The organism is Streptomyces sp. NPDC021225 (assembly GCF_044332865.1).
Lineage (GTDB): Bacteria > Actinomycetota > Actinomycetes > Streptomycetales > Streptomycetaceae > Streptomyces.
This window is the reverse complement of record NZ_JBIRPV010000005.1, coordinates 873,347-899,499: the sequence shown is the minus strand read 5'-3', so window position 1 is coordinate 899,499 and position 26,153 is coordinate 873,347. Positions and strand designations below refer to the sequence as shown.

At 73.1% G+C, this 26,153-nt stretch carries 24 protein-coding genes and 1 pseudogene; 6 read left to right on the top strand and 19 right to left on the bottom strand.

Going from position 1 to position 26,153, the window contains the following annotated elements; genetic code table 11:
* Positions 1–159 precede the first annotated feature (159 nt).
* A complete protein-coding gene (locus ACH4S9_RS26015) occupies positions 160–420 on the bottom strand; it encodes a helix-turn-helix transcriptional regulator (protein ID WP_361191913.1) in 261 nt (86 codons plus the stop codon).
* A gap of 186 nt (positions 421–606) precedes the next feature.
* Here ACH4S9_RS26015 and ACH4S9_RS26010 point away from each other — a divergent pair.
* Positions 607–714, top strand: a pseudogene (locus tag ACH4S9_RS26010) (3-hydroxyacyl-CoA dehydrogenase family protein); the annotation flags it as partial.
* On the opposite strand, the gene ACH4S9_RS26005 reads toward ACH4S9_RS26010, so the two are convergent.
* The 4 genes from ACH4S9_RS26005 to ACH4S9_RS25990 form a co-directional block, all read right to left on the bottom strand.
* Positions 705–1,625, bottom strand: a complete 921-nt coding sequence (locus ACH4S9_RS26005) for an aminoglycoside phosphotransferase family protein (protein ID WP_361191916.1) — start codon at positions 1,623–1,625, stop codon at positions 705–707. The pseudogene ACH4S9_RS26010 and the gene ACH4S9_RS26005 overlap by 10 nt on opposite strands.
* Before the next feature lie 25 nt (positions 1,626–1,650).
* Positions 1,651–3,234: an FAD-dependent monooxygenase gene (locus ACH4S9_RS26000; RefSeq protein ID WP_398373993.1), complete on the bottom strand. Its 1,584-nt coding sequence runs from the start codon at positions 3,232–3,234 to the stop codon at positions 1,651–1,653.
* 118 nt (positions 3,235–3,352) lie between these two features.
* A complete protein-coding gene (locus ACH4S9_RS25995; protein WP_398373992.1) occupies positions 3,353–4,831 on the bottom strand; it encodes a sensor histidine kinase in 1,479 nt (492 codons plus the stop codon).
* On the bottom strand, positions 4,828–5,685 hold the full coding sequence (locus tag ACH4S9_RS25990) for a response regulator transcription factor (protein ID WP_398373991.1): 858 nt from the start codon (positions 5,683–5,685) through the stop codon (positions 4,828–4,830). Before ACH4S9_RS25990 ends, ACH4S9_RS25995 begins: the two co-directional genes overlap by 4 nt.
* A gap of 219 nt (positions 5,686–5,904) precedes the next feature.
* Between ACH4S9_RS25990 and ACH4S9_RS25985 the strand changes: the two genes are divergently transcribed.
* From ACH4S9_RS25985 to ACH4S9_RS25975, 3 genes are all read left to right on the top strand, one after another.
* Positions 5,905–6,510 carry a carbonic anhydrase gene (locus ACH4S9_RS25985; protein WP_311725692.1) on the top strand — a complete coding sequence of 202 codons (606 nt, stop codon included), beginning with the start codon at positions 5,905–5,907 and terminating at the stop codon, positions 6,508–6,510.
* A gap of 347 nt (positions 6,511–6,857) precedes the next feature.
* The gene (locus tag ACH4S9_RS25980; RefSeq protein ID WP_398374025.1) at positions 6,858–8,453 is read left to right on the top strand and encodes a SulP family inorganic anion transporter; all 1,596 of its coding nucleotides are present in this window, start codon (positions 6,858–6,860) and stop codon (positions 8,451–8,453) included.
* Between the two features lie 184 nt (positions 8,454–8,637).
* Positions 8,638–8,895: a hypothetical protein gene (locus tag ACH4S9_RS25975; RefSeq protein WP_311725691.1), complete on the top strand. Its 258-nt coding sequence runs from the start codon at positions 8,638–8,640 to the stop codon at positions 8,893–8,895.
* A gap of 92 nt (positions 8,896–8,987) precedes the next feature.
* Here ACH4S9_RS25975 and ACH4S9_RS25970 read toward each other — a convergent pair whose 3' ends face one another.
* The 10 genes from ACH4S9_RS25970 to infC form a co-directional block, all read right to left on the bottom strand.
* Positions 8,988–9,518 carry an NUDIX hydrolase gene (locus ACH4S9_RS25970; protein WP_311725690.1) on the bottom strand — a complete coding sequence of 177 codons (531 nt, stop codon included), beginning with the start codon at positions 9,516–9,518 and terminating at the stop codon, positions 8,988–8,990.
* Between the two features lie 58 nt (positions 9,519–9,576).
* On the bottom strand, positions 9,577–10,914 hold the full coding sequence (locus ACH4S9_RS25965; RefSeq protein WP_311725689.1) for a transcriptional regulator: 1,338 nt from the start codon (positions 10,912–10,914) through the stop codon (positions 9,577–9,579).
* 92 nt (positions 10,915–11,006) lie between these two features.
* A complete protein-coding gene (locus ACH4S9_RS25960) occupies positions 11,007–12,188 on the bottom strand; it encodes a PP2C family protein-serine/threonine phosphatase (RefSeq protein ID WP_398373990.1) in 1,182 nt (393 codons plus the stop codon).
* Positions 12,189–12,449: 261 nt separating this feature from the next.
* On the bottom strand, positions 12,450–14,975 hold the full coding sequence (pheT, locus tag ACH4S9_RS25955) for a phenylalanine--tRNA ligase subunit beta (protein ID WP_398373989.1): 2,526 nt from the start codon (positions 14,973–14,975) through the stop codon (positions 12,450–12,452).
* Entirely contained in the window at positions 14,975–16,102 is a 1,128-nt protein-coding gene (gene pheS, locus ACH4S9_RS25950; RefSeq protein WP_398373988.1) for a phenylalanine--tRNA ligase subunit alpha, read from the bottom strand. Before pheS ends, pheT begins: the two co-directional genes overlap by 1 nt.
* 149 nt (positions 16,103–16,251) lie before the next feature.
* Positions 16,252–17,421, bottom strand: a complete 1,170-nt coding sequence (locus tag ACH4S9_RS25945) for an ATP-binding protein (protein ID WP_358847392.1) — start codon at positions 17,419–17,421, stop codon at positions 16,252–16,254.
* A 75-nt stretch (positions 17,422–17,496) separates the two neighbouring features.
* Positions 17,497–18,330, bottom strand: coding sequence for a TrmH family RNA methyltransferase (locus tag ACH4S9_RS25940; protein ID WP_385344781.1), 834 nt, complete (start codon positions 18,328–18,330; stop codon positions 17,497–17,499).
* A gap of 224 nt (positions 18,331–18,554) precedes the next feature.
* Complete coding sequence (rplT, locus tag ACH4S9_RS25935; RefSeq protein ID WP_014175141.1) at positions 18,555–18,938, bottom strand: 50S ribosomal protein L20; 384 nt, start codon at positions 18,936–18,938, stop codon at positions 18,555–18,557.
* 101 nt (positions 18,939–19,039) lie between these two features.
* The gene (gene rpmI, locus ACH4S9_RS25930; protein WP_014175142.1) at positions 19,040–19,234 is read right to left on the bottom strand and encodes a 50S ribosomal protein L35; all 195 of its coding nucleotides are present in this window, start codon (positions 19,232–19,234) and stop codon (positions 19,040–19,042) included.
* 113 nt (positions 19,235–19,347) lie between these two features.
* A complete protein-coding gene (infC, locus tag ACH4S9_RS25925) occupies positions 19,348–19,968 on the bottom strand; it encodes a translation initiation factor IF-3 (RefSeq protein WP_311725901.1) in 621 nt (206 codons plus the stop codon).
* A gap of 378 nt (positions 19,969–20,346) precedes the next feature.
* Here infC and ACH4S9_RS25920 point away from each other — a divergent pair, with 378 nt between their 5' ends.
* The gene (locus tag ACH4S9_RS25920; protein WP_311725683.1) at positions 20,347–20,718 is read left to right on the top strand and encodes a DUF1844 domain-containing protein; all 372 of its coding nucleotides are present in this window, start codon (positions 20,347–20,349) and stop codon (positions 20,716–20,718) included.
* Positions 20,719–20,826: 108 nt separating this feature from the next.
* On the opposite strand, the gene ACH4S9_RS25915 is transcribed toward ACH4S9_RS25920, so the two are convergent.
* Both ACH4S9_RS25915 and ACH4S9_RS25910 read right to left on the bottom strand, forming a co-directional pair.
* Positions 20,827–21,675, bottom strand: coding sequence for an aquaporin (locus tag ACH4S9_RS25915; protein ID WP_311725682.1), 849 nt, complete (start codon positions 21,673–21,675; stop codon positions 20,827–20,829).
* Between the two features lie 83 nt (positions 21,676–21,758).
* Entirely contained in the window at positions 21,759–22,541 is a 783-nt protein-coding gene (locus tag ACH4S9_RS25910; RefSeq protein WP_398373987.1) for an SseB family protein, read from the bottom strand.
* A 96-nt stretch (positions 22,542–22,637) separates the two neighbouring features.
* On the opposite strand from ACH4S9_RS25910, the gene ACH4S9_RS25905 reads away from it, so the two are divergent.
* Positions 22,638–23,681: a serine hydrolase gene (locus tag ACH4S9_RS25905; RefSeq protein ID WP_398373986.1), complete on the top strand. Its 1,044-nt coding sequence runs from the start codon at positions 22,638–22,640 to the stop codon at positions 23,679–23,681.
* Between the two features lie 16 nt (positions 23,682–23,697).
* Here ACH4S9_RS25905 and mycP read toward each other — a convergent pair whose 3' ends face one another.
* Both mycP and ACH4S9_RS25895 read right to left on the bottom strand, forming a co-directional pair.
* On the bottom strand, positions 23,698–24,930 hold the full coding sequence (gene mycP, locus ACH4S9_RS25900; protein WP_385344770.1) for a type VII secretion-associated serine protease mycosin: 1,233 nt from the start codon (positions 24,928–24,930) through the stop codon (positions 23,698–23,700).
* Complete coding sequence (locus ACH4S9_RS25895; protein WP_385344767.1) at positions 24,927–26,114, bottom strand: hypothetical protein; 1,188 nt, start codon at positions 26,112–26,114, stop codon at positions 24,927–24,929. Before ACH4S9_RS25895 ends, mycP begins: the two co-directional genes overlap by 4 nt.
* Between the last annotated feature and the right edge of the window lie 39 nt (positions 26,115–26,153).

Here is a 26,153-nt window from a genome sequence, read left to right as displayed (position 1 = left end):
CTGCACAACCTGAAACTGGAGATCAACAGCTGACCACGAACCGGCAACTGTCCACAGGAAAACACGCCTGACCTGGCATTACGGGATATCTCTTATAGGCACTCGAGCGAATGGGGACCGCGAGCTCACCTCACCCGCCCCGTGGCGCGAGCGATGGGCTCATTCCGGCGGCAGCGGCGAGCCGATGTCGCGCACCAGCTCGGCGAGAGGCACCTCGAGGACCTCGGCGATCCGGATGAGGGTGTCGAGTCCCGGCGACTGGTAACCCAGCTCGATCCCGTTCACGGCCAGCCGGTCCATGCCGGCGCGGTCTGCGAGCTCCTCCTGGGTGAGGTTGCGCCACCGTCGCAGCTCGCGGATGCGGTCGCCGACGGCCCGGCGGCGAGCGAGGATCCAGTCAGGCGGCGGGGCGGATGGCACTCGTCCACGCTGGACGGATCATGATCGGTTGTCTGTATCGCCAACCGTACATTTTTTGATCTTGAGCAACGGGTACTGGCCGGTAGTCGCAGACGTGGTTGTTGCGTCGCGGTCATGATCTATCCGCCGGGCGCAGAGGCACCGCTTAAGGTGCTCCCGGACTCCGCCCCTCGCCGGGAAGGCTGTCTGTACGGCGAGTACAAGGAGCCCCTGTACGCCCCGCCGCCGCTGCTGCTGCGCATGGTCGACGCGGGCCGGCTGGGCCGCAAGACGGGATCGGGCTTCTACGAGTACACCTGCCCCGCACTCTCGTCGGCCAGGATGCGTTCCAGGGATCGTCGGCCCATCCGGCTCATAGCCGGGTTGCTTTCGACGTAGTACCAGACCAACCCCATCGCCTGGATGAAGGCCCAGGCCTTGCCTCGCTCCCACTCAAGGTCGTCGCAACCCAGGTGGTCGCGGAGCATCTGCCGCGGCCCGGCCTCGAGCAAATGCCACGCGCTCACGAGATCCAGAGAAGGGCAAGCCGCGCCGAAGCCGCCAACGTCGAGAATCCCCGCAAGCCGGCCGGTGGACACGAGCAGGTTGCCAGGAATCAGATCGCCATGGGCCATGACGTCCTCAGCCGCACCTCGCGGCAGATCACGCAGAGTTGCCCAGATGCGTCGAAGCCGAGGAACATCCAGGAGTTGCTCACTGTGCGTGAAACAGGTCTCCATCCAAGCGTCATGGGATTGAAGCTCGCCCCCTCGACCCGTGCCGGCGAATGTGCGGCCACACGTGTCGATCGCGCGTAGGTCGCCGATGAGATCGGCCAAGTCGCGGGCAAACGGCACCGATTCGGCTGGATCCTCGTCGGCGGCCACGATCCCGGGCAGCCACGTCTGCACCGACCACGGAAGCGGGTAGCCCGCCCCGGGTTCACCGAGCGCGACCGGCTCGGGCGTGGGGAAACGCGTGCGACCCACCAGCTCGCGAGCCGCTTCCGCTTCGGACTTCAGCCAGCGCCGCGTCGCGTCGACATCCGCGGCGGACTCGAGAGGGAATCGAGCCGTGAACTGATCGCCGATGCGGAAAATGGCGTTGACCGTACCCTGCGCGGCGATGATTTTGACCGGCAGGCTCCGCCACTCGGGAAACTGCTGGTCTACCAACGTGCGCACCGTCTCGGGCGACACCGTCAGCTGGTTGGCATGCATCTTCACGGTGGAAGCATCGGCGCCACGATCTTCAACCGCAACCCGTTTCTGGTTCCGTAGAGCGGGTGATGGTGGTCAGGGCCCGGAGGAGGGTGGAGTCGTTCGGTGGGCGCTCGCGCCAGCGGGCGCCGATGTGGCCGTCGGGGCGGATGAGCAGCGCTCCGTGTGTGCCGAGGTCGCAGAGGTCTGCGTGCTGGCCGGGAAGGGGCTCGATGCGCAGCGGCCATGCCGCGGTGAGGTGTCGCTCCCAGTGGGCGGGGTCGGGGGTGAGCAGGGTGAACCACTCGCCGACGGCGTCGAGCGTGGAGCGGTCGGGGGTGAGCCAGAGGTGCGGCATGCGATGGCCGGGCTTCGCGGTGGGGACATAGTCCGTGCCCGTGTCCGACGGCTCGGGCGGGGCGGTGTGGTCGGTGAGGACGGCGTCGGAGTGGTAGGTGGTGCCGAGCACGAGCCCGAGTTGCGCGAAGTACCGGTCCGACCAGGGCAGTTCGACCCGGGCCGACGCCGCTTCGCCGGTCCGGAGCTGCTCGCGGCGCCGGTTCTGTACGTCGAGCATGAGCCGGGTGTTGGCAACCGCCTGGCGGAGCGTCCGGTGGGCGACGGGGTGCCGTTCCGTCTCGTAGGTGTCCAGCAGGCCCGGTTCGGCCCACCCGTGGAGAACACCCGCCAGCTTCCAGCACAGGTTGTGCACATCGGCGATGCCGGTGTTCATGCCCAGGCCGCCGACGATGGGCACCGCGTGTGCGGCATCGCCGGTCAGCAGGATCCGGCCGTGGCGGAACCGTTCGGCGACGAACGCGTTCATCACCCAGTGCTGGACCCGCGACACCTCCGCTCGTACGGGAGCGCCGGGGCCGAGGGCGCGCTGGACGAGGCCGGACCAGTCGGCGCGCGCGGCGTCTTCGGGGGTGGGCACGAACCAGGCCCACCCCCGCTCGGGGTAGAGCGGGGCGAACATGCCGTGCGCCGTGAAGTAGACCCCGGCGGGCTGGTGGGCGCACCAGCGGCTGAGGTCGGCGTCGAACAGGACGGTGGTGAAGTCCCCCATCGCCCCGGGGCCGGTGGTGTCGATGCCCAGCCGTTGCCGAGCGGTGGAGTTCGCGCCGTCGGCGGCGAGTACGTAGCGGGCGCGGACGCGAGTCTCCGCACCGCGTCGGTGGTCGACGAGCAGGGCCACGACGCTCTCGGCCTCCTCGGCCAGGTCGATCAGCTCGACCCCGAACCGCACCGGCGCGTCCGCCGCGGCCAGCAGGGTGGGCTCCAGCCGATCCTGCGAGGTGACCACGCCGATCGCGGGGCTCTCGGGTACCGGCGCGTTGACCCCGGCCATCGGCGCGGTGGCGAAGTCGCGGTCGTGCAGGGTGTCGCGGAAGCGGATGCGGCCGTACTCCGGTGCGAACGCGTCGGCCGTGATCGTGTCGGCGAGCCCGAGCCGGCGGTAGATCTCCATCGAGCGCACATTGACCAGCCGGGCCCGGGGAAAGGGCGACAGCCCGCCGTGTTTCTCGACCAGCGACGCCCGCACACCCCAGCGCTCCAGCAGCGCCCGGGCGGTGAGCCCGACCGGCCCACCGCCGACGATCAATACCGCCACCTCGGCGTTCACCGCGGGCATCTTGGCCTCCCGGACCGTGGATCGGTCGGACGGGATGAGAACGCCTCGGGGATCGCGCGGTTACGTCACCGGCGCGCGGAGCACTCCAAGGGGGGAGATGCCCTGGCTACGGGGCCGGTCACGAGTGGGCGGGTTCGGGGCTGCCCCGGTGGGCCGGGCTCGCGGGGCGGGTTGCGGAGGGACGGGGCGGGGTGGCGGCCTGGAGGCGGACGACCGCGTCGAGGCCGCCGTCGGGGGCGGGGCGCAGGGCGGCGTCGCCGCCGCTGGCGTGGGTGAGCCGCTGGACGAGGGAGAGGCCCAGGCCCGTGCCGCCCTTGGGCGCGTCGGGGGCGCGCCAGAAGCGGTCGAAGGCGCGGTGGCGCTGTTCGGCGGTCATGCCGGGGCCCTGGTCGATGACGTGCAGCTCGACCCAGGTGGGGCGCGGTGCGCGGTGGTGGCGGCGGTCGGCGGGGGCGGCGCGGATCTCGAGGACGACGGTGCCGGCCACGGGCGAGGCGCGCAGGGCGTTGGAGAGCAGGTTGTCCACGATCTGCTCGATGGCCCCGGGCACCGCGAACACCTGGCCGGCGAACTCGCCGTGCCGCACCAGCCGGACGCCGTGCTGCTCGAACAGCGGGGCCCAGGCGCGTGTCCGCTCGGCGCACACCCGGTCCAGGCCGACGGGTTCGCGGGTGCCCGCGCTCTCCTCCATACGGGCCATCGCCAGCAGTCCCTCGACCATGCGGGCCAGCCGGTCGGTCTCGGTCATGGCGGCGGTGAGGCTGTCGCGGGCGTGGCCGGCGATGTCGGGCTCCAGGTTGTCCAGGCGCAGCCGGAGCGCGGCGAGGGGGGTCTTGAGCTGGTGGGAGGCCTCTCCGGCGAAGGCGCGCTGGGAGGCCAGGAGGTGTTCCAGGCGGGCCGCGGTCTGGTTGAAGGTGGCGGCGAGGCTGCGTATCTCGGGTGGTCCCTCGGTGGTGGGGACGGGGGTGGCCAGGCTGCCCTCGGCCAGGCGGCGGGCGGCCCGTTCGACCTGGAGGATGGGGCGGCTGATCCAGCGGGCGAGCCCGAAGGCCACCGCGGCGAGGGCGGTGAGGACGGCGAGCCCGGCGAGGGCCAGCAGCAGCCAGATGCGGTGGATGCGCGCGGACACCGCCTCCGTGGGCACGATGATGCGTACGGCGCCCTGGAGTTCGGCGCCGTGGGTGACGGGGGCCGCGACGGACAGGGATCGCACTCCGCCGATGGTGGAGGTGCGTACGTCGGCGGTGGACCGGCCGCCCAGCGCGGCAGCGATCTCGGGGCGCGACGCGAGTTCCCGGGCCTCCTGGGCGGACAGGTCGTGGGAGGTGGCGAGCGGGCGGCCGAGGCCGTCGACGACGAGCACCTTTCCGCCGATGCGCTCGGCGCACATGAGCACACGGGGGCGCAGTTCGCGTTCCGCGCGCCCGGCCGAGATGGACAGCGAGGCGTACGCGGACACCGAGTCGGCCTCCTCCTTGGCGGCGGTGACCACGCGCTCGCGCTCGCCCCGGCTGTAGACGAACCCCAGCGGGATCTCCAGGCACAGCAGGACCAGCGCGGCGAGGCTCAGATAGCTGAGCAGCAGTCGGCGCCTCATGGGCGGGCGGGCTCGAACGAGTGGTGGGCGGGGGTGAACCAGGACTCGGTTTCCGGCGCCGGAAACGGCGCCGGTTCCGGCCGGCGCTCCGGGGTGCGTACGGCCAGCCGGAACCCCACCCCGCGCAGCGTCTGGATCCACGCCGGGTCGCCCAGCTTGCGGCGCAGCGCCGCGATATGCACGTCGAGGGTCTTGGTCGGGCCGTGGAAGTGGGGGTCCCACACCTGGTCGAGGATCTGCTGGCGGGAGTAGACCGCGCCGGGGTCCTCGGTGAGCAGGGCGAGCAGTTCGAACTCCTTGGGGGTGAGCGAGAGGAGCGTCTCGCCCACCCACACCTGCCGGGTGCGCCGGTCCACGACCAGGGGCGGGGCGGGCGGCGGGCCGTCCACGGAGGGCCGGGGGAAGTGGGGGAAGGCCGGTGGCTCGGGAGCGGAAGCGGAAGCAGGAACGGAAGCGGAAACGGAAGCGGGGCGGTCGGCCGGCGGCGGTTCGGCCCGCCCCCCGGTGCGGCGGGTCACGGCCCGGATCCGGGCGATCAGCTCCCGGATGGAGAAGGGCTTCGCCAGGTAGTCGTCCGCGCCGAGTTCCAGGCCGAGCACCCGGTCGGCCTCCTCGCCGCGCGCGGTGAGCATGATGATCGGTACGTCGGAGACCTGCCGGATGCCCCGGCAGACGTCGATGCCGTCCATGTCCGGCAGCCCGAGGTCGAGCAGGACGATGTCGTCGTAAGGACCCGCCAGTCCGGCCGCGCCGGTCCTTACGTGATGGACCGTCAGCCCATAGCGCGCCAGCCCTTCGGCAAGCGGTTCGGCGATCGTCTCGTCGTCCTCGATGAGCAGCGCTCGTACGGTCATGGGTCCTGTCTCTTCCGTGAATACGGACAACACGAATCCCCCGGTCGGAGCCGACACGCTACAAGAGGCTCATTGGGCGGGCCCTGATTTTGTGATGTTGCGAGCAAAAACCGGACTTGGACGAGTTCTGGCCCCCCGCTGGCCTTCGCTTAACCTTCCGCTGGCACGTGCCTGCCTACGGTGCATGACACCTGGTCCAGCCAGCTGTCAGGAGGCACCGTGAAAGCCTTGGTCGAACACGCCCGCTCTTTTCGGTACCGCGCCGATTTCGCGAGCGACGAGTACCGGAAACTGGCCGAAGGACAATTCCCCGAAGCGCTGTTCATTACCTGTTCGGACTCCCGGGTGATACCGGCCCACATCACCGGCGCCCGCCCCGGGGAGATTTTCGAGCTGCGCAACGCGGGCAACATAGTTCCGCCGCATGGAATGCATCTGGTCTCCGGTGAGGCCGCCACGATCGAATACGCCCTGGAGGTGCTCGGGGTGCGGGACGTCGTCGTCTGCGGCCATTCCCACTGCGGCGCCATGGGCGCGCTGGAGTCCGGCGCGGATCTGTCGACGCTGCCCGGGGTGAGCGCCTGGCTCGAACTCGCCCGGCCGGGGCTGGTCCCGGAGATCACCGGCGGCTGCCAGGACCCGTCTCTGAGGGGCATGGCGCAGCTCAATGTGCGCAACCAGCTGTCCGCGCTGCGCGACTACCCCGCGGCCCGCCGGCGGCTGGAGGAGGGCGGGCTGCGGCTGCACGGCTGGTTCTACCAGGTCGACACCGGCGAGCTCTGGGAGCTCGACGAGGACGGCCGCTTCCGGGAGCATCCGTGCTGACCGGGCACAGCACCCCCCGGCGCGCCCGGGGCCGCCATGCGGCGGGCCCGCCGATCACGTACGGGAACGGTGCCCCGGTGTACGGGAACGCCGCGCCCGGCTACGGGGGCGCCGACGCGCCGTACGGGAGCGCCGACCTGGCGTACGGGGGCGCCGAGGCGTCGTACGGAGCCGCCGCCACCCCTCCGTACGGGACCGCCGCGCCGCCCTACGGAGCCGCTCCGCCGGCCGCGCCGACCGCGCCGCCGCCACAGCCCGCCGCGCCGCCGCCAAGGCCGGCCGGGCGCGGCGCCCGGGGCGGGGGCGGGGGCGGCAAGCCCCGCTCGGGCGCCGGGCGCTCAGGCGGCATCGACCTGGGGACCGAGATCACCGCCTCGTTCGTGGTCTTCCTCGTCGCCCTCCCCCTGTGCATCGGCGTCGCCGTCGCCTCCGGCACCCCGGCCGAGCTGGGCATCATCTCCGGCGTCGTCGGGGGGCTCGTGGTGGGGGCGGCCCGGGGCAGCGCACTCCAGGTCAGCGGGCCAGCGGCGGGGCTGACCGCGCTGGTCCTGGAGACGGTGACGGAACACGGCCTGGCCATGCTCGGGGTGATCGTGCTGGCCTCCGGGGTGCTCCAGATCGTGCTGGGGCTGATCCGCCTCGGCCGGCTGTTCCAGGCCATCTCGGTCGCCGTGGTCCAGGGCATGCTCGCCGGGATCGGCCTGCCGCTGATGTTCAGCCAGTCGTATCCGCTGTCCGACGCCCGCGCCCCGGGCACCCCCCTGGAGAACATCGCGGGGTTCCCCGGGCTGGTCGCCGACACCCTGCGGGACCCGCAGACGACGATCGCGGCCGGGCTGGGCATCGCCACGGTCGTCCTCAGCTTCCTGTGGAAGAAGGTGCCGGGGCCCGTCGGCAAGATGCCCGCCGCGCTGGTGGCGGTGGGCATCGGCATCGCGGTCGCCGCGCTGCCCGGCGTCGAGGTGAAGACGCTGGAGGTGGGCAATCTGTTCGCCTCCGTCCAGGTGCCGGGGCCCGCGGAGTTCGCGGGGCTGGCCGACGTGGCGGTCCTGGGCGCGGTGCTCACCTTCACCGTCATCGCCTCGGCGGAGAGCCTGTTCACCGCCGCCGCGGTCGACCGCATGCACGACGGCGCGCGCACCCGCTACAACTCCGAACTGATCGCGCAGGGCGTCGGGAACACGGTGTGCGGGTTCCTCGGCGCGCTTCCGGTGACCGCGGTCGTGGCCCGCAGCTCGGCGAACGTCCAGGCGGGCGCCAAGACCCGGGTCTCCCGTACGCTGCACGGCCTGTGGCTGCTGGGGTTCGCGCTGCTCCTGCCGAATGTGCTCGCCCTGATCCCGATCTCGGTCCTCGCGGGCGTCCTGGTGCACAGCGGCTGGAAACTGCTCGCGCCGCAGGAGTTCCCCAAGATGTGGCGCCAGGACCGCGGCGAGTTCGTCGTCATGACCCTCACCACGGTCGCCATCGTGGCCACCGCGCTGCTCGAGGGCGTGCTGATCGGGCTGGCGGCCGGGGTGGTGCTGGCCGCGCTGCGCATGTCGCGCACGCAGGTCAGGGAGCACACCGACGGCGACACGGCCCATCTCACCATGGCCGGCAACGCCACCTTTCTGCGCCTCCCCCAGGTGATCGAGGCGCTGGAGGCCATCGCCGCGTCCGGCAAGCCGCGGATCCGCCTGGATCTGACCGCGGTGACCCATCTGGATCACGCCTGCCGCAGCCAGATCGAGGAGTTCGCCGCCCAGCAGCGCGCGTCGGGCTCGGTGCGGGTGGAGCTGCTGATGCCCGGGGCCGAGGCGCCGCCGGGCTCGGACCCCGGCGCGGGTCCGGCTCCGGCTCCGGCTCCGGGCCCGACGGCGGAGTGGTTCTACCTGGACACGCGCCCGATCGAGGAGATCCCGGCGGCCGACGTAGCCTTCGCCCGGAGCGTCCCGTACTGACGCAGCGTGACCACTCCGGGCCCCCGACCGACCCGCCCGCACAGTTCGGTCACACGGTTTTCACACGGGGTGTGCGGCGGTGACCCGTGCTTGTCCTGCGCACACTCTCCCGCGACACCGTCGAAGGCGGTTGACTCGGGTTGTGAGAAGTGCACAGAAGCGCATTTTGGAAGGGGAACAGCCCGTGACCACCGAGCCCGAGCACGCCGCGTTAGCCGTGGAGCTCGCGGAAATCCGCCGCAGGGTCGATGTCAGCCTGGCCCGTGTCGACGGACAACTCGCCCTGCTCGACCACCGCGGGGAACAGTCCGAGGAGGATGTGGAGCAACTGGCCGCGCGCGTACGCCATCTGGAGCACGGGCGCTGGCCGTTGCGGTCCATCGCCGCGCTGACCGGCGTATGCGCGCTGGCTCTGGCGCTGTGGCAGGCCGCCGGCCGCTGACGCCCGGCCGAGGGGGGGACGCGGTCGGCAGGCCGCCGGCGGGGGCGACGCCGGCGGTCGGCCGAAGCGCATGCTGGGCCGAAGCGGAGGGCTCAGCCGAAGCGGATGTGGTGGAGCAGCAGCAGCGCGGCCGCCATGTTCGCGGCGGGCACCTCGCCCCGCGCCACCATGTCCGGGACGGCCTTGAGCGGCACCCAGGCGCGGTGGTCGGATTCGAAGTCGTCCTCCGGGGGCCCGACGTACGCGGCCTCCTCGGCCCAGTAGATGTGGTGCCGCGCGTCGGTGAGTCCGTTGGACGGCTCGACGGAGAGCAGATGGCGCAGCGGGCCGGGGCGCCAGCCGGTCTCCTCCTCCATCTCGCGGGCCGCGGCGTCCTCGATGTCCTCGCCGTCCTCGACGACTCCGGCGGCCAGCTCCCAGCCCCAGGCGTCGGTGATGAAGCGGTGCCGCCACAGCAGGAGCACCTCATTGGCCGCGTTGACCACGGTGGCCACGGCCACGGGGCGCAGCCGGATCAGATAGTGGTCCAGGTGGCGGCCGTCGGGCAGTCTGACATCGGCGAGGTTCACCGAGAACCACCGGTTCTCGTACACGGTCCGCTCCCGCAGGTTCTTCCATCGCACTGTCAGCCACCTTCCGCCGCACAGTTGGCAAGGCTGTCGACGAGGGCGCGGACCGGACTCAGAGGGGCACGCGCAGCGCCCCGTCGATGAGTTCGGCGGCTTCGGCAGTCGCCGCGCTCCCGCTCTCGGCGAGGTGTTCCCGCACCGCCCGGAGCCGGTCGCGTAAGCGCCGGGACTCCATGCCGCGGGCCCGCTCGGTCATTTCCACCGCCGTGGCCCCCGCCCGGTCGGCGTCGCCCTGTCTCAGCGCGATATGGGTGAGCATCGCGAGCCGGTGCACCCGGCCCCGGTCGTGTGCGGGGGTGCCGACCGCGGCGGCGGCGTTCTCCCGCGCGCCGCCGAGGTCGCCGAGGCTCAGCAGCGCCTCCGCGACCTGGACGTTGACCAGTCCGGGCTGGACGTAGCCGGTCTCGTCGGGCTCCTGACCCGGGCGGATCCGGTCGGCGGCGGTCTCGGCGCTCCGGATGCAGGACAGCGCCCCGGCCCCGTCGCCCAGCCTCGCGTACGCCTTGGCCTGCATCGCGTACAGGTCGGCGGCGAGCGCCGGGGTGATGTCCGAGCCGGACGCGCGCAGCGCGGACTCGGCGAAGGCGACCGCCTGCCGGTACTCCTTCATGAACAGGGACTGGTTGACCAGCAGCGCGATGACATAGGCGCCGAGCCCGCGGTCCCCGCTCGCCTTGGCCAGCCGCAGCGCCTGGTGGAAGTAGCGCTGGGCCAGGCCGTGGGCGTCCGAGTCGTAGGCGCAGATGCCGGCGATGGCGACCAGGCCGCCGGTCGCCCGGTGCAGCTGGCGGCCGGTGGCGTCGGGGTAGCCGCCGCGCAGCAGCGGCGCGGCCTCGGCGTTGAGGAAGCCCACGACGCGGGCTCTGGTGGCCACTCCGCCGGCCTTGCGGTACAGCTGCTCGTAGTGGGCGCGGGCGGCGCGCAGCATGTCGATGTCGGACATGCTGACGCGGGTGAGGCCGCTGCGGGAGACGTCCGAGTCCTCCGGCGGGTTCTCCCACTCCCACACCGGGATGACGGCGGGGGTGCCGGTGACCGCGGGGGCGGTGACGACATGGGGCCGCTGCTGCTCGTCGGAGCGCCACAGGGCGGTGGCCCGCTCGACGAAGCCGGTCAGCGGGGTGGCGGGGGCACGCGGGGAGCCGGGGGTGCCGAAGCCGATGTCGTCGAGGGTGAGCGCGCGGTGCAGCCGCCCGCCGAGCACCTCGCAGATCAGGTCGGGCACTTGGCCGCGCGGGCGCTGGCCCTTCAGCCAGCGGGCGACCGCGGTGTGTTCGTACCGCAGCCTCATGCCGCGGGCCCGGCCGGCCTCGTTGATGTGCGCGGCGAGCCCGGCGTGGGAGATCCCGGCCTCGTCGAGCAGGGAGTCGAGCAGTGTGTTGGGCTCCATGGCCCCCTCCTGATGCGCGTGCCCAGCCGCATGCCCCCGGTGTGGCCAGCGTAGTGGAGGTCCGTTCGCACGGGGTGTGAAGTGACCCGGGCTCAGCCGGCCTTGGTCTCGTTGCGCAGCGCCAGCAGGGCGACGTCGTCGGCGAGCCTGCCGCCGGTGTGGCGCAGCACCGCCGACCGCACGCCCTCGATGACCGCCGCCGGGTCGATGGGGCCGGTGCCCGCGGCCCTGGCCAGGGCGGGGCCGAGGTCGAAGAAGGTCCCGTGTGCGTCGCGCGCGTCCTCGGCCCCGTCGGTGTGCAGGACCAGCGCGTCGCCGGGCTGGAGCGGGGCGCAGCGGGCGGCGGGAAGTTCGTCGGGCAGCGGGAAGGGGCCGAGCGGGGGCAGCACCTCGGCGGGGTCGAGCCGGCGGACCCGCGCCGCGCCCGTCGCGCTCTCGGACAGCAGATACGGCCAGGGGTGGCCGCAGTTGAGCGCGGTCAGCTCGCCGTCGGGCGCCACCTCGAGCAGCAGCACGGTGACGAACTCCTCGGCGACCGGGGTCCCGGGTTCCTCGCCCACGTGGGGCTCGCCCAGGGCGCGCTCCCGCAGATGGCGCTGGAGGGCGCGGTCCAGGCGGCGCAGTACGTCGGCGAGTTCGGGCTCGTCGTGGGCGGCCTCGCGGAAGCTGCCGAGGACGGCGGCGACGGTTCTGATGGCGCCGAGGCCGTGGCCGCGCGCGTCCCCGATGATCACGCGGACGCCGTGCGCGGTGGCCAGCACCTCGTACAGATCGCCGCCGACCACGGCGCCGCGGCTGGCCGACAGATAGCCGCTCGCCACCTCGATGCCCTCCAGGCGGGCCGGGAGCGGCCGCAGCACCGCGTCCTGCGCGGCGGCCGCCACCGCTCGCATCTGCTCCAGCTCGCGGACCAGCCGCAGCCTGCGGCCGTTGGTGAGATAGCTGGCGGCGACCACGGCGAGGATGGCGCAGCAGCTGACCAGGCTCGCGTGTGGCTCCTCCGAGTCGCCGTCGGGCTCCAGGGCGGTCGGCGGGGCGAGGGCGAACAGCAGGCTCGCGCCGCCGAGCAGCAGGATGCATCTGCGGCGGCCGCTGCTCGCGCAGGCGATGGCGGGCGCGGCGGCGAGGAGCGGGACGACCTCGGTGTCATGCGGAGTGAGCAGCTCCCAGCAGATGACGCCGAGCACCCACAGACAGGGCACCACCTGGGTGAAGGCCCGCAGAACCCGGCCTCCCCGTACGAACGCGCCGCCGACTTCCCATGTCCCGATCATGTCGCCCCCCAACGCCGGCCAATGAGGCGGTCGGCCGGACCCCGGATGGTCGGTTCTGCGCGGGCCAGTGCGACCGTGACGATTCTCGCGACAGCCCCTGTCGAAATGAGTAGCCGGACTCCGATTCTCACCTGATCGGGTGAGTTGTCTATCGCTGTGTTGTCGAACATCGCGCCGGGGAGGGGGATGACGGTGCGTCAACGCGTTGGGGGCGCACCCCGCGTACGGGATGCGCCCCCACCAGATCGGGCCGTTACGACATCAGGCGCCGCGCAGGGCCGCGCCGGTGCGCTCGACCGCCGCCGCGACCGCCGCGTCACGGGCCGCCGAGGCCTCCTCGGCGGTCAGCGTGCGGTCGGGGGCGCGGAAGCGCAGGGCGTAGGCCAGGGACTTCCTGCCCTCCCCCAGCTGTTCGCCGGTGAACACGTCGAACAGCCGCAGCGACTCGAGGAGTTCACCCGCCCCGGCCCGCAGCGCCGCCTCCACGTCGGCCGCGGCGACCGACGCGTCGACGACGAGCGCCACGTCCTGGGTGGCCACCGGGAAGGAGGACACATGCGGGGCCTGGACGGGGCCCAGGGCCGCCCGCTCCAGGCGGTCGAGATCGATCTCCATCGCGCAGGTGCGCTCGGCCACGCCGAGGGCCTTGGTGACCCGGGGGTGCAGCTCGCCCGCGTTCCCGACGAGGATCTCCTGGCCGTCGACGACCGCGAGCAGCGCGGCGCACCGGCCGGGGTGCCAGGGGTCCTGCTGGTCCTGGCGGACGGTCAGCTCCACACCCGCCGCACGCGCCACGATCCGGCCCGCCTCGACCGCGTCGGCCCAGCTCACCGGGGTGCCCTTGCCCCACCAGCCGGCCTGCTCACGGGCGCCGGACAGCACGACCGCGGCACGCCGCGGCTGGCTGGGCAGCGCGGCGTTCAGCTCGGCGATCTCCTCGTCCGACGGACGGTGGTCGACGGGCAGGACCGCCGCCGGCGGCTCGTCGCCGGTGGCGCGGAACACCAGACCCGTCTCGAACAGCGCGAGGTCGTGCGCCCCGCGGCCGTCGTTGCGCCGCAGCGCGGCCAGCAGGCCCGGCAGCAGGGTGGTGCGCAGCGCCGGCTCGGCGTCGGAGAGCGGGTTGACCAGGCGGACCGTGTCCCGCCGCGGGTCGTCCGCGGCCAGACCCAGCTGGTCGAGCACCTCGTCGCCAATGAACGGGTAGTTCAGGGCCTCGACATAGCCGGCGCCGGCCAGCGCACGGCCGACCCTGCGGTGCAGCCGCTGGCGCTCGGTAAGCCCGCGGCCGGCGGGCGGCCGGGGCAGCGTCGAGGGGAGGTTCTCGTACCCCTCCAGCCGGATGACCTCCTCGGCGAGGTCGTTGGGGTCCCGCAGGTCGGGCCGCCAGCTGGGGACGGTCACGGTGAGGGTGTCGGCGCCGTAGACGTCGCAGCCGACCTGCTGGAGCCGGCGCACCACGGTCTCGCGGCCGTAGGTGACGCCCGCGACCCGGTCCGGGTGGTCGGCGGGCACGGTGATCGTACGGGGCGCGCTGGGCGCGATGATCTCGGTGACGCCCGCCTCGGCGGTGCCGCCCGCCAGCAGCACCAGCAGATCGACGGTGCGCTGCGCGGCCGCCGAGGCGGCCGCGGGGTCGACGCCGCGCTCGAAGCGCCGGGAGGCCTCCGAGGACAGCTTGTGGCGGCGCGCGGTGCGGGCGATGGAGACCGCGTCGAAGTGCGCGGCCTCGATGACCACCTCGGTGGTGCCGCGGACGGCGCCGGTCCCGGGGTCGGGCACGGCGTCGGCGATCTCGGTGTTCGCGCCGCCCATGACCCCGGCGAGCCCGATCGGGCCGTTGTCGTCGGTGATCACCAGGTCCTCGGCGTCCAGGACGCGCTTGGTGCCGTCGAGGGTGGTGAACTTCTCGCCCGGCTCGGCGCGGCGCACCCCGATCGTCCCGCTGACGCGCGACCGGTCGTACGCGTGCAGCGGCTGCCCCAGCTCCAGCATCACGTAGTTGGTGATGTCGACGGCGAGCGAGACCGGCCGCATCCCGGCCTTCTGGAGCCTGCGCTGGAGCCAGATCGGGGAGTGCGCCTCGGGGTCGAGCCCGGTGACGGTCCGCGCGGTGAAGCGGTCGCAGCCGATCCGGTCGGCGACCTGGACCGGGTAGCCGTGCGCATTGGGCGCGGGCACGTCCAGCAGGGCCGGGTCGCGCAGCGGCAGCCCGTACGCGGTCGCGACCTCGCGGGCGATGCCGCGCAGCGACAGGCAGTAGCCGCGGTCCGGGGTGACGGCGATGTCCAGGACCTCGTCGACCAGCTCCAGCAGCTCGATCGCGTCGGAGCCGGCCTCGTGCTCCGGGGGCAGCACGATGATGCCCTTGTGGTCGTCGGACATGTCGAGCTCGGCGGCCGAGCAGATCATGCCCTCGGACACCCTGCCGTACGTCTTGCGCGCCGAGATCGCGAAGCCGCCGGGCAGCACCGCGCCGGGCAGCGAGACGACGACCTTGTCGCCGACCGCGAAGTTGGTCGCGCCGCAGATGACGTTCTGCGGCTCGCCCGTCCCGTTCGCCTGGCCGACGTCGACCTGGCAGTAGCGGATGGGCTTCTTGAAGCCCTCCAGCGTCTCGATCGCCAGCACCCGGCCGACGACCAGGGGGCCCTTGAGCCCGGCGCCGAGCTGCTCGACGGTCTCGACCTCGAGCCCGGCCGAGACGAGTTTGGCCTGCACGTCGCGGCCGGTCTCACCGGCCGGCAGGTCGACGTACTCCCGCAGCCAAGAAAGCGGGACCCTCATCAGATCTCCATCCCGAAGGGCCGGGTGAAGCGCACATCACCCTCGACCATGTCTCGCATGTCTTCCACGTTGTGCCGGAACATCAGCATCCGCTCGATGCCGAAGCCGAAGGCGAACCCGCTGTACTTCTCCGGGTCGATGCCACAGGCGATCAGCACCCGCGGGTTGACCATGCCGCAGCCGCCCAGCTCGATCCAGCCCTCGCTGGAGCAGGTGCGGCAGGGCCGGTCGGGGTTGCCGACCGAGGCGCCCCGGCACACGTAGCACTGCATGTCCATCTCGGCGGACGGCTCGGTGAACGGGAAGAAGTTCGGCCGCAGCCGGGTGGACATGCCCTCCCCGAACAGCGCCGAGACCATGTGGTCCAGGGTGCCCTTGAGGTCGGCCATGGTCAGGCCCTCGTCGACGGCCAGCAGCTCGACCTGGTTGAAGACGGGGGTGTGGGTGGCGTCCAGCTCGTCCGTGCGGAACGTCCGGCCGGGGCAGATCACATAGATCGGCGGCTTCCGGTCGAGCATCGACCGGATCTGCACGGGCGAGGTGTGGGTGCGCAGCACCACCCCGGACGCGGCGCCCGGCTGCCCCTTCGCGCCCTGCACGAAGAAGGTGTCCTGCATCTCACGGGCCGGGTGGTCCGGCGGGAAGTTGAGCGCGTCGAAGTTGAACCACTCCGCCTCGACCTCGGGCCCCTCGGCGACCTCGTAGCCCATGGCCACGAAGACGTCCTCGATGCGCTCCGAGAGCGTGGTGATGGGGTGGCGGGCGCCGGCCGGGATCCGGTCGTACGGCAGCGTGACGTCCACCGCCTCCTCGACCAGCACCCGGGCGTCCCGCTCCGCCTCCAGCTCCGCCTGGCGGGCCGCCAGCGCCTTGTTCACCGCCCCGCGCGCCTGGCCGACGCGCTTGCCCGCGTCCGCCTTCGCGTGCGGCGGCAGCGCGCCGATCTCGCGGTTGGCCAGCGCCAGCGGCGAGCGGTCGCCGGTGTGCGCGACCTTCACCTCGCGCAGCGCCTCGAGGTCGCCCGCGGTGGCGACGGCGGCGAGCGCCTCGTCCCGCATCCGCTCGACCTCTTCTGGTTTCAATGCCTCGACCTCGACAGGGTCGTACGACTTATTCGGTGCCGACATCTCTTCCCGTGCTTCCGATTGGCTGGCTGCGCGACCCGCCTCGACCACTGGTGCGCCAAAGGTGCCAAAAGCCGAGTCTAAGGGGCGTGGGACCGCGCTGTTCCGGGGGACGCCCCGGGCCCCGGGTGAGGTGTGGGCCCGTGGGCTCCTCAGGCCAGGTAGGCCGGGGTACCCACAGGCAGGGTAAATCGGAACTCCGCGCCCCCGCCGTGGGCCCGGCCGACGGTGATCGTCCCGCCGTGTGCCTCGACGATGCCCTTGACGATGTACAGGCCCAGGCCGGTGCCGCCGCGCTTGCTGCCCCGCCAGAAGCGGGTGAAGACGCGGCTCATCGACTCCTCCGGGATACCGGGGCCCTCGTCGCTCACGGTGACGGCGGTCCTTTCGACTGCGGGGCCTTCCGCGGCGGGCTTCGCCTGCTCGGGGGCCACCTCAATGGTGACGGTTCCCTCGCCGTGGCGCACCGCGTTTTCCAGCAGGTTCCCCAGCACCTGGTCGACCTTGTCCGGGTCGGCCCACAGGCCCGGCAGCGGCTCCCTGACCTTGATCAGAAAGCGCTCGGAGGAGTGCCCCGCGGCGGTCAGCGCCTGGACATGGCGCCGGACCGCGGCCGCGATGTCGACGGGCTGGCGGCGCAGCTCGAGACGGCCGGAGTCGATCCGCGATATGTCGAGCAGCTCCGCGATCAGGCGGGTGACGCGGTTGGCGTCGGCGTCGACGGTCTCCAGCATCAGCCGCTTCTGGTCGTCGGTGAAGCGCTCCCATTTCGCCAGCAGCGTCGCCGTGAACCCCTTCACCGAGGTCAGCGGGGAGCGCAGCTCATGGGCGACGGTGGCGATCAGCTCGGCGTGGCTGCGCTCGGTGCGCCGGCGCGCCTCGGTGCCGCGCAGCGAGACCACGACGCGGCGCACCGGTCCCGTCGGCCGCTCGCGCACATACCGGGCGGAGACCAGCACCTCACGGCCGCCGGGCAGCAGCAGATTCCGCTCGGGCTGGCCGACGCGGGTGGCCAGCCCCCCGTACGGGTCGGTCAGCGCCCACCAGCGACGGCCTTCCAGGTCCTCTAACGGGAGCGCGCGCTCCAGCTTGCGCCCGAGGGCGTCGGCCTGGCGGGTCGCGGTGATCCGGGCCGCCGCGGCGTTGAAGCAGGTGACCCGGCCGGTCTCATCGGCGATGACCAGGCCGTCGGGCAGGTCGTCCGGGTGCACGCCGAGGCCCGCCGTCACCTCGTCCGGCTCCCACCGCGCATACCCTCCGGGTAGGCGCGCTCCGGGCGCACAGGCGTCACTCGACCTGGCGCCGGAGGTCCTGACGTCCATCCCCGCACCCCCTCCGCTCGCGGCCGGACGCCCCCTTTGACGACAGACCCTGGGCCCCCAGAGGGGGCAACCCTACTAGGTCGATGTGACGGAGCGGCACCCTCCGGGAGCGCGCTGCGCACGAGCGGAGGCATAGAGGCACACAGCGGCGGCCGTGGCGAGGTTGAGGCTCTCGGCTCTGCCGTGGATCGGAACGCGCACCACCTCGTCGGCGAGTGCGCGGGTAGCCTCCGGCAGCCCCCACGCCTCGTTGCCGAAGATCCAGGCGGTGGGAGCGCCGAGAACCCCCTCGTCGAGCTCGGTGTCCAGGTCCCGCTCCCCCGCCCCGTCGGCGGCCACCACCCGCGCCCCGGCCTCCCGCAGGCCGCTCACGGCCCGCTCGACGGGCACGCCGACGGCGACGGGCAGATGGAACAGGGAGCCCACGGAGGCGCGCACCGACTTGGGGTTGTACAGGTCGACGGAGGCGTCGGTGAGCACCACGGCGTCCGCCCCGGCGGCGTCCGCGCAGCGCAGCACGGTGCCGGCGTTGCCGGGGTCGCGGACGTGCGCGAGGACCGCGACCAGCCGGGGGCGGGCGCGCAGTATCTCCTCGAACGGCGTGTCCAGGAAGCGGCACAGCCCGACGATGCCCTGCGGGGTGACGGTGTCCGACATCTCGGCGACGACCTCGTCGGTCGCGGTGAGCACGGGGGCGCCCGCGGCGCGGGCGGCGTCGACGATGTCCGCGTGGCGGGCGGCCGCCTCCGGGGTCACGTACACCTCCACGAGGTGCGCCATCGCCTCACGGACGGCCTGCGGACCCTCCACGAGGAATCGGCGCTCCTTCCCGCGGAAGCTGCGCTTGGCGAGCCGTCTCGCCGCGGTCACGCGCGGCGATCGAAGGGAGGTCAGCTCGGGGGTCGCCATGGGGTGTGCTCTCGATTCGAAGTTGTGGGCAATCGTCCCGCCGGGGGCGCCCCCAGCTACCGCTGGGAGGTACCCCCGCCCAGCGGTAGCCGGGGGAGGGACGGGTGGGCACAACCCGACCACCGGGCCGCACCCTTGCTACGCGCCCCAGCCACCAACACGCACGGACCCGCAGGTGAGCGATTCACCTGCGGGTCCGTAGCAGTTACAGCTCAGCGCAGCGCTTACGCGGCCTTCGGCGCGTTGACGTCGCTCGGCAGCGCCTTCTGCGCGGCCTCGACCAGCGCGGCGAAGGCGTTCGCGTCGTTGACCGCCAGGTCGGCCAGGATCTTGCGGTCCACCTCGATGTTGGCGGCCTTCAGACCCTGGATGAAGCGGTTGTACGTGATGCCGTTGGCGCGGGCAGCGGCGTTGATGCGCTGGATCCACAGCTGGCGGAAGTCGCCCTTGCGCTTCTTGCGGTCGTTGTAGTTGTAGACCAGGGAGTGGGTGACCTGCTCCTTGGCCTTGCGGTACAGGCGGGAGCGCTGGCCCCGGTAGCCGCTGGCCTGCTCGAGGATCGCCCGGCGCTTCTTGTGGGCGTTGACTGCCCGCTTGACGCGTGCCACTTGTTTAACTCCTTGTACGGGGCCGCGGCTGACTCACACGGCCCGGAAACGAATAGGTCCCGGTCGGCTCGACGCGCGCCCCGCCCGAGCGGGGCGGGGCGTCACTTGCCGAGAAGCTTCTTGATCTTCTTGGCGTCGGCCGGGGCCATCTCGGTCTTGCCGGCCAGGCGGCGCGTCAACGTGGACGGCTTGTGCTCGAGAAGGTGGCGGCGACCGGCGCGCTGGCGCATCACCTTGCCGGAGCCGGTGAGCTTGAAGCGCTTGCTGGCACCACTGTGCGTCTTGTTCTTCGGCATGTCGCCGTTCTCTCCTCGTCGGGACGCCGGCCGCACAAGGGCAGCGATAAGCGTCGGGATGTTTCGGTTTGTGTCCGGGGCGCGCGGCCCCGGGGTGAGGCTCGCGCCTCGAATCACGCCTCGGCGGGCTCCTCGGCGGGCTCCTCCGCGGGGCTGTGGCCCTGCTGACGCTCCGCCTTGCGGGCGGCCTGCGCCTCGCGGGCTTCGGCCATCGCCTCGGTCTTCTTCTTGTGCGGACCGAGAACCATGATCATGTTTCGGCCGTCCTGCTTCGGGTTGGACTCGACGAAGCCCAGGTCCTGGACGTCCTCCGCCAGCCGCTGAAGCAGTCGGTAGCCGAGTTCCGGCCGGGACTGCTCACGGCCACGGAACATGATCGTGATCTTGACCTTGTCGCCCTGCTTGAGGAACCGGACGACGTGACCCTTCTTGGTGTCATAGTCGTGCGGGTCGATCTTCGGCCGGAGCTTCATCTCCTTGATGACCGTGTGCGCCTGGTTCTTGCGCGCCTCACGGGCCTTCATAGCCGACTCGTACTTGAACTTTCCGTAGTCCATGAGCTTGCAGACCGGCGGACGAGCGTTCGCCGCCACCTCGACGAGGTCGAGGTCGTACTCCTGCGCAAGCTCCAGGGCTTTGGCAAGCGGCACGATGCCGACCTGCTCGCCACTGGGACCGACGAGTCGCACCTCGGGGACGCGAATCCGGTCGTTGATGCGGGGCTCGGCGCTGATGGGGCCTCCTCGGTTGCACCACGCGACCGCCTGGCGGACGACCGCGTAACGTCTGTTCTGGTCGGACCACCGCGCCGTGACGTGAGAAACGCCCCGGACGGTACACAGGCGGGGCTCCTCATAGACCGGGAGCACCGCCGCGATATCACCGCGGGGCGCAGCCTGACCGATGACCTGCCGACCCGGGGGTCGGTTCAGGTGGGAGTTCGGAGCCTCCACTTGCGGGCCGGGCACACGGGTGACCGGCCGGTCGTTTCCCACGATACCAGGACTGGCCGAGAATGCTCACCAGGCGGCCCCGCGCCCCGCGGCGGGGGCCCGGACCGCGCGCGCCTAGGCTGGGTCGCACCATCCACCAGGAAGTGAGCCTCCAGCACCATGAGCGACGCCAACGCCGGGCAGCCCGCACCCGCCCCCGACTTCGAACAGATGACCCGCGACATCGCGGATGTGCCCGCGGTCGAGGTGATCACGACGGTCGCGGTGCACCTGATGAGCGCGGCGGCGGTCAATCTGGGGCTGGCCGAGGAGGGCCCCCAGCACAAGGACCTGGACGAGGCGCGGAAGCTGATCAACGCCCTGGCCGGGCTGGTCACGGCCAGCGCCACGGAGATCAGCTCCTTCCACGCCGCGCCGCTGCGCGACGGGCTGAAGTCACTCCAGCTCGCCTTCCGCGAGGCGTCGGTGGTGCCGGACGAGCCGGGTCAGGGGCCGGGCGAGAAGTTCACCGGGCCGGTCTTCGGGCGCTGAGTGGCCGGGCACTGAGTGGCCGGGCGCTGAGCGGCCCGGTGCCGAGCGGCTGACGCCCGGCGGGCGGCCGGGGCGGCACGGTCGTACGGGGCCCCCGGGGCGGTGCGCTCAGGCGGCCTCCGGCCCCTTGGTCTCCGGTCCGCCGGCCTCGGGCCCGGCCGCCGCGGGGCCCCTGCCGCCGGGCCGCCTGCCCCAGAGCGTGTGCGGATGCGGCCCCACCGCCTCTTCCTCTTCCTCCGCGGCGACCGGGTGCCCGGGGTGGGTGACCATGTGCAGCCCCGCCGCCAGCACTCCGCCGACCAACGGCGCGACCAGGAACAGCCACAGCTGTGACAGCGCCCCGCCGCCCGCGAACAGCGCCGGGCCCAGGCTGCGCGCCGGGTTCACGGAGGTCCAGGTCAGCGGGATGCCGACCAGGTTGACCGCCGTGAGGGCCACGCCCACCGCAAGGGGCCCCACGCCGACCAGCGCGATCCTGCTGGTCACCGTGAGGAAGACGAAGACCAGCAGGAAGGTGAGCAGGACCTCGGCGAGAAAGGCCCCGCCGCCGCCGATGCCCACGGGCGACCGGCCCCCGTAGCCATTGCTGCCGAACGCGTCGCTCGTCACCAGCCTCGGCACCTGCTTGGCCAGCAGGAAGAGCACGGCCGCGCCCACGATCCCGCCGACCAGCTGCGCCACCCAGTACTCGACGGCCGTACGGACGTCGATGCGCTTGGCCAGCAGCACGCCCAGGGTGATCGCCGGGTTGACGTGGCAGCCGGAGATCCGGCCGAACGCGTAGGCGATCGCGATCAGGGTGAAGCCGAAGGCGAACGAGATGCCGACGGCGTTGATGTAGTCGCCCGCGAGAACGAGGGAACCGACCCCGAAGAAGACCAGCATCGCGGTTCCGACGAACTCGGATACGACCGTTCTCGTCTCTATCGTTCTCGTCTCCGCCGTGCTCGTATCCATCGGCGCTCTCCTCGATCGGATCGCCAGTTGTCGTCCTAGCATTGTGGGACGAAAGAGGAGATTCCGCCTGTCGGCCCCGCAGTTCAGCGGCTGAACAGCGGCTCCCCGGGGACCTGCGTCCCGGGCGGCAGCAGCGCCAGGTCAAGACCGCGCACCAGCCGGGCGCGCAGCGTCTCGTCGGCGGCCAGGGCCTCCGCGATCCGCCGCACCGTCTCCGGCGCGGGAGCGCCCGGCTCCAGGGCGAGCGCGAGCATCCCGTCCGCGTCCGCGGCGGACGTCAGATGGGCGCGGAGCACACCGGGCTCGGCGGCCAGCACGGTGCGCAGCGCCGCCCCGACCGCCGGGTCGGCGAGCGGATCGGCGCTGGTGCGGCCCTCGGCGAGGGCGAGCAGGGCGGGCCCGGTCAGCTGGTACGGCACCGGCCCGGCCAGGTCGAGCACCACGGTGTCCGCCTTCTCGTGGGCGGCGGCCTCCAGGGCCTGGCGCAGCGGTACGGCCACCGGCCGGGCGTCCGCGCGCCAGCGGGCCAGCGTCTCCAGGGAGGTGAAGGCGGGCAGGGCGCGCCGGCCGTCGGGCGCCTGGAGCGTGGGCACCGCCATGTCGCTGGTCTTCTCCCGGCGCAGACCGCCCGCCCGTCGCCCGCCACCACCCTCAACGGACGCTTCGCGCCCCTTGTATTCCACCTCCTCGACCTCGCCGAGGATCGCGACCACCGGCACCAGCAACCGCGCCCCGGTGAGCGCGCCGAGCACCTCGGGCTCGGTGGAGGGGTCGTCGGCCCAGGCGGCGAGCGCCGCGGTCAGGCGGGGGTCGGCGGAGCCGTCGTCGCCGGAGAAGCCAGGGTCGGGAATGTTCTTGAGCGCCACCCGACGAGGGTATCGGGGGCGGCCGGAGCGATTTCTCACGGGTTCTTAACCTGCCTCTTAACCAGGAAGCAGTTCCTCCGCTTAGCGTCGCCCGTCATGGAATCCGGTACTCCGGGGGGAATAGGCAAGGGCGGCGCGCACCGTGGCACACACCGCCCGGCCACCCGCCGCCCCGCTCTGTACGCGACCGCCGCGGCACTGGCACTGTTGATCGGTGCGGTCGCCGTCGGCGCCCAGGTCCGGGCTCACGACCGGCCGCGCAGCGCCGCCGCGCGCTCCTCGGCCGCCGCCTCGCCGTCGGCCACCGCGAGCGGTGGCCAGGCCACTGGAGGGAGCGGCATGGAGCGCGTGGGCAGGGAGAAGAGCGGGGCGACGGCGTCGGCGACGCCGTCCGCCACCGCGTTGACCACGGCGCTGACCGACGCGCTGGACGCCGTGGCGGACGGCACCGACGCCCGGTTCTCGGCCGCCGTCCTGGACACCGGCTCGGCCGCGAGCGCGGTGTACGGCGGGGACGCGTACGACACCGCGAGCATCGTCAAGGTGGACATCCTCGCCGCGCTGCTGCTGCGGGCCCAGGACGCCGGGCGGCAGCTCACGGCCCAGGAGCGCTCGTACGCCGGCGTGATGATCCAGCAGAGCGACAACGACGCGGCGACCGCGCTGTGGCAGGAGATCGGCGGCGCGACGGGCCTGGACGCCGCCAACAAGCGGCTGGGCCTGACGGAGACCCATGGCGGCCAGGCGGGGCGGTGGGGGCTCACCCGGACCACCGCCGCCGATCAGCTGAGGCTGCTGCGGGAGATCTTCGCGACCGGAGATGCCGGCCTCGGCCACAAGGCGGCGCTCAGCGAACGGTCCCGCGACTACATCCAGCAGCTCATGGGGCAGATAGCGGCGGACCAGGCCTGGGGCGTCTCGGCCGCCGCCGACGACACGACCGGCACCCGGCTCAAGAACGGCTGGCTGCCGCGCAGCGCCACCGGCCTGTGGGACGTCAACAGCATCGGCCGGGTCACGGCGGGGGGCCGCACGTATCTGGTGGCCGTGCTCTCCGACGGACACCAGGACATGGACACCGGCGTCACGGTCGTGGAGACCGCGGCGCGCGCCGCGGTGCACGCCGCCGCCACGGCGTGAACCTCCTTGTCGGGGCCTAGAGCCCGCTCCGGGACCAGCGGCGGGCGAACTCCGGGCGGCGCAGCGGCCCCACCCCGCGCCACAGCGCCACCGCGGCGGCCAGCAGCCCGGCCCCGGCGGCGCCGGCGGTGAGCGCCAGCTCGTTCGGGCCGCCGTCGTCGGCGTCCTCATGGGCGCGCCCCGGGCCCGAGCCGAAGTAGCGGCTCGCATGGGCCCCCACGGCCGGACGCTGCGCCTGGGGCTTCAGCTTCGCCCCCGCCTTGATCGCCGCCGCCGGGTCCACCAGGCCCGCGCCGAGCTCGTCGCTGCGGCCGCCCGATGGGCGGTCCTGGGCGGTCTCGATGAGCAGCTGCCTGATCTGCCGGGGGCTCAGCTCGGGGTGGGCGGCGCGGACGAGCGCGGCCGCGCCCGAGACGAACGCGGCGGCGGCGCTGGTCCCCCACCCCACGTAGTAGCGCCGGTCGGGGTCGGCGATGACCACGTCGACGCCGGGCCCGCAGACCGCGGCGTACCAGCGGCGGGTGGAGAAGCCGGCGCGCGAGCCGAAGCGGTCCACGGCGGTCACGGCGATCACCCCGGGGTACGCGGCCGGGTACGAGGTCCGGTCGCCCTCCTCGCCGCCGTTGCCCGCCGAGGCCACCACGACCACGCCCTTGCGCAGCGCGTACTGCACGGCGGCGTCCTCGGCGGGCTCCGGGTGCGCGGACTTGCTGTCGTCGCCCAGCGACAGGTTGATCACATCGGCGCCGTGGTCGGCGGCCCAGCGGATCCCGTTCGCCAGCGCACCGCCGCGCTGTGCGCGGGCCTTCTTGCGCGCCGGGTCGTCCTCTTCGAGGATCACGCGCACCGGCAGGATCTTCGCCTCGGGGGCCACGCCCATCACCCCGTCGCCGCCCGCGGCGCCGTGGCCGTGGCCCGCGATGATCCCCGCCATCGCGGTCCCGTGCCCGGCCCACGCGCTGTCGCCGCGCCCGGCGCCGAAGCCGATCAGGTCCTTGCCCGTGAGGACCTGGCCCGCGAGGTCGGGGTGGCTGTCGTCCACGCCGGTGTCGAGCACGGCGACCGTCACGCCCGCGCCCTTGGTGGTCTTCCAGGCGTCGCGCGCGTGGATGGCGTCCAGCGCCCACTCCTGCGCCTGTATCTCGTCCGCCCGCACGGGCGCGGCGGGCAGCAGCGCCAGCCCGGCCGCGGCCAGCCCCGCGCCCACGGCGCGCCGCAGCCGCCGCCAACGTCGCCACCGGGTCGTCACGGGGCCTCCGTCCTGGACACTGCGCGGTGGAAGGCGCGCTCGATCTCGTCGGCGATGCCGCGCGCGTCGTGGCCGAGGCCCGCCTCGGCCGGGGCCGTCGTCGCACCGTTTCGGGTCGCCTCGCCGGCGGGCTGGGGGTCGGTAACCTTCCGGCCGTCGGCGAAGCCGGAGACGGTGTAGACGACGACCGGGGCGTCGGTCAGGACGCGGATCCGCCAACTGGCGCGCTGGGCGTCGCCGAAGTCGGCGGCGGCCGTGCCCTTGGCCGCGTACGGGCGGGGTATCAGGTCGGTGCGCTCGTCCAGCCCCTCGTCGGCGAACCGCTCGCCGAGCTTGCCCATGGCCTCCGGCCCGGCCTTGGTGAACAGCAGGCCGACGGTGGTCACGCCGGTGCTGGTGGCGTCCGTGTAGGTGGCGCGCAGCAGCCGCGCGCAGCCGACCGGGGAGAGGGCCTTGTCGAGCAGCGGGTCGAAGGCACCGCCGCAGCTGCTGTCCGGGGCGACCGCGATCCGGGTCCAGGTGCGTTCGGCGCCACCGGGTCCCTCGCCGCGCAGGGTGCGGGGGAAGAGGTCGTCGACGGGGACGCTGTGCCAGGCGCCGCGCGCCCGGAGGTAGCCGTCACCGGCCACCGGCCGGGGCCCGGAGTCGCCGGTGAGCCAGCTACCGGCCGCCGCGCCGCTGAGCAGCCCGAGGCCGAGGACCAGGCTCGCGGCGGCGGCCGCGACCCTGCCGGGGGTGCGGCGGCCCGCCGTGCCGCCCGGGGCGGCATCGTCGTACGGGCTGTCGGGCGCGGAGCGGCCGGGGCGGCGCCATGGGCCGAACCCGGCGGGCTGGGGGGCGAGCGGGGGCGCGCCGGCCGAGGGGGCGGCTGCGGGGCGGGGCGGGAGGCCGGTGTGACGCGGCCGGGATATGCCCGTGCCGTCGCCCGCGCCCGAGGGCGCGGCCCAGTGCGCGTCCGCGGTCCGGTTCGTGCCCGGGTGCGGGGTCCGGTTCGTGCCCGGTTTCGTTCGGGGGATCCGCAGCGGCACGCCCAGGATCGGGGTGTCCGGATCACCCAGCGGACCGGATCCGGGGGCGGCGCCCGGCGGTGCCGTGGGGCGCGGCGGGGGCGCGGTGTGCGGGGGGTGGGCGGGGCGGGGCGGAGGGACACGCGGGGTGCGCGTCTGTTCCGCTTCGGTGCTCACCTGCACCCCCTCGCACCCTCGAAGACGTGTTCACCTGGT

Coding starts and splice junctions, on each gene's coding strand:
- ACH4S9_RS25915 (WP_311725682.1), bottom strand. CDS start 21,675: ATGGATACGAGCACGGCGGAGACGAGAACGATAGAGACGAGAACGGTC.
- ACH4S9_RS26000 (WP_398373993.1), bottom strand. CDS start 3,234: ATGCCCGCGGTGAACGCCGAGGTGGCGGTATTGATCGTCGGCGGTGGG.
- ACH4S9_RS25920 (WP_311725683.1), top strand. CDS start 20,347: ATGAGCGACGCCAACGCCGGGCAGCCCGCACCCGCCCCCGACTTCGAA.
- ACH4S9_RS25995 (WP_398373992.1), bottom strand. CDS start 4,831: ATGAGGCGCCGACTGCTGCTCAGCTATCTGAGCCTCGCCGCGCTGGTC.
- pheT (WP_398373989.1), bottom strand. CDS start 14,975: ATGAGGGTCCCGCTTTCTTGGCTGCGGGAGTACGTCGACCTGCCGGCC.
- rpmI (WP_014175142.1), bottom strand. CDS start 19,234: ATGCCGAAGAACAAGACGCACAGTGGTGCCAGCAAGCGCTTCAAGCTC.
- ACH4S9_RS25960 (WP_398373990.1), bottom strand. CDS start 12,188: ATGATCGGGACATGGGAAGTCGGCGGCGCGTTCGTACGGGGAGGCCGG.
- ACH4S9_RS25940 (WP_385344781.1), bottom strand. CDS start 18,330: ATGGCGACCCCCGAGCTGACCTCCCTTCGATCGCCGCGCGTGACCGCG.
- ACH4S9_RS25990 (WP_398373991.1), bottom strand. CDS start 5,685: ATGACCGTACGAGCGCTGCTCATCGAGGACGACGAGACGATCGCCGAA.
- pheS (WP_398373988.1), bottom strand. CDS start 16,102: ATGTCGGCACCGAATAAGTCGTACGACCCTGTCGAGGTCGAGGCATTG.
- ACH4S9_RS25945 (WP_358847392.1), bottom strand. CDS start 17,421: ATGGACGTCAGGACCTCCGGCGCCAGGTCGAGTGACGCCTGTGCGCCC.
- ACH4S9_RS25965 (WP_311725689.1), bottom strand. CDS start 10,914: ATGGAGCCCAACACACTGCTCGACTCCCTGCTCGACGAGGCCGGGATC.
- ACH4S9_RS25905 (WP_398373986.1), top strand. CDS start 22,638: ATGGAATCCGGTACTCCGGGGGGAATAGGCAAGGGCGGCGCGCACCGT.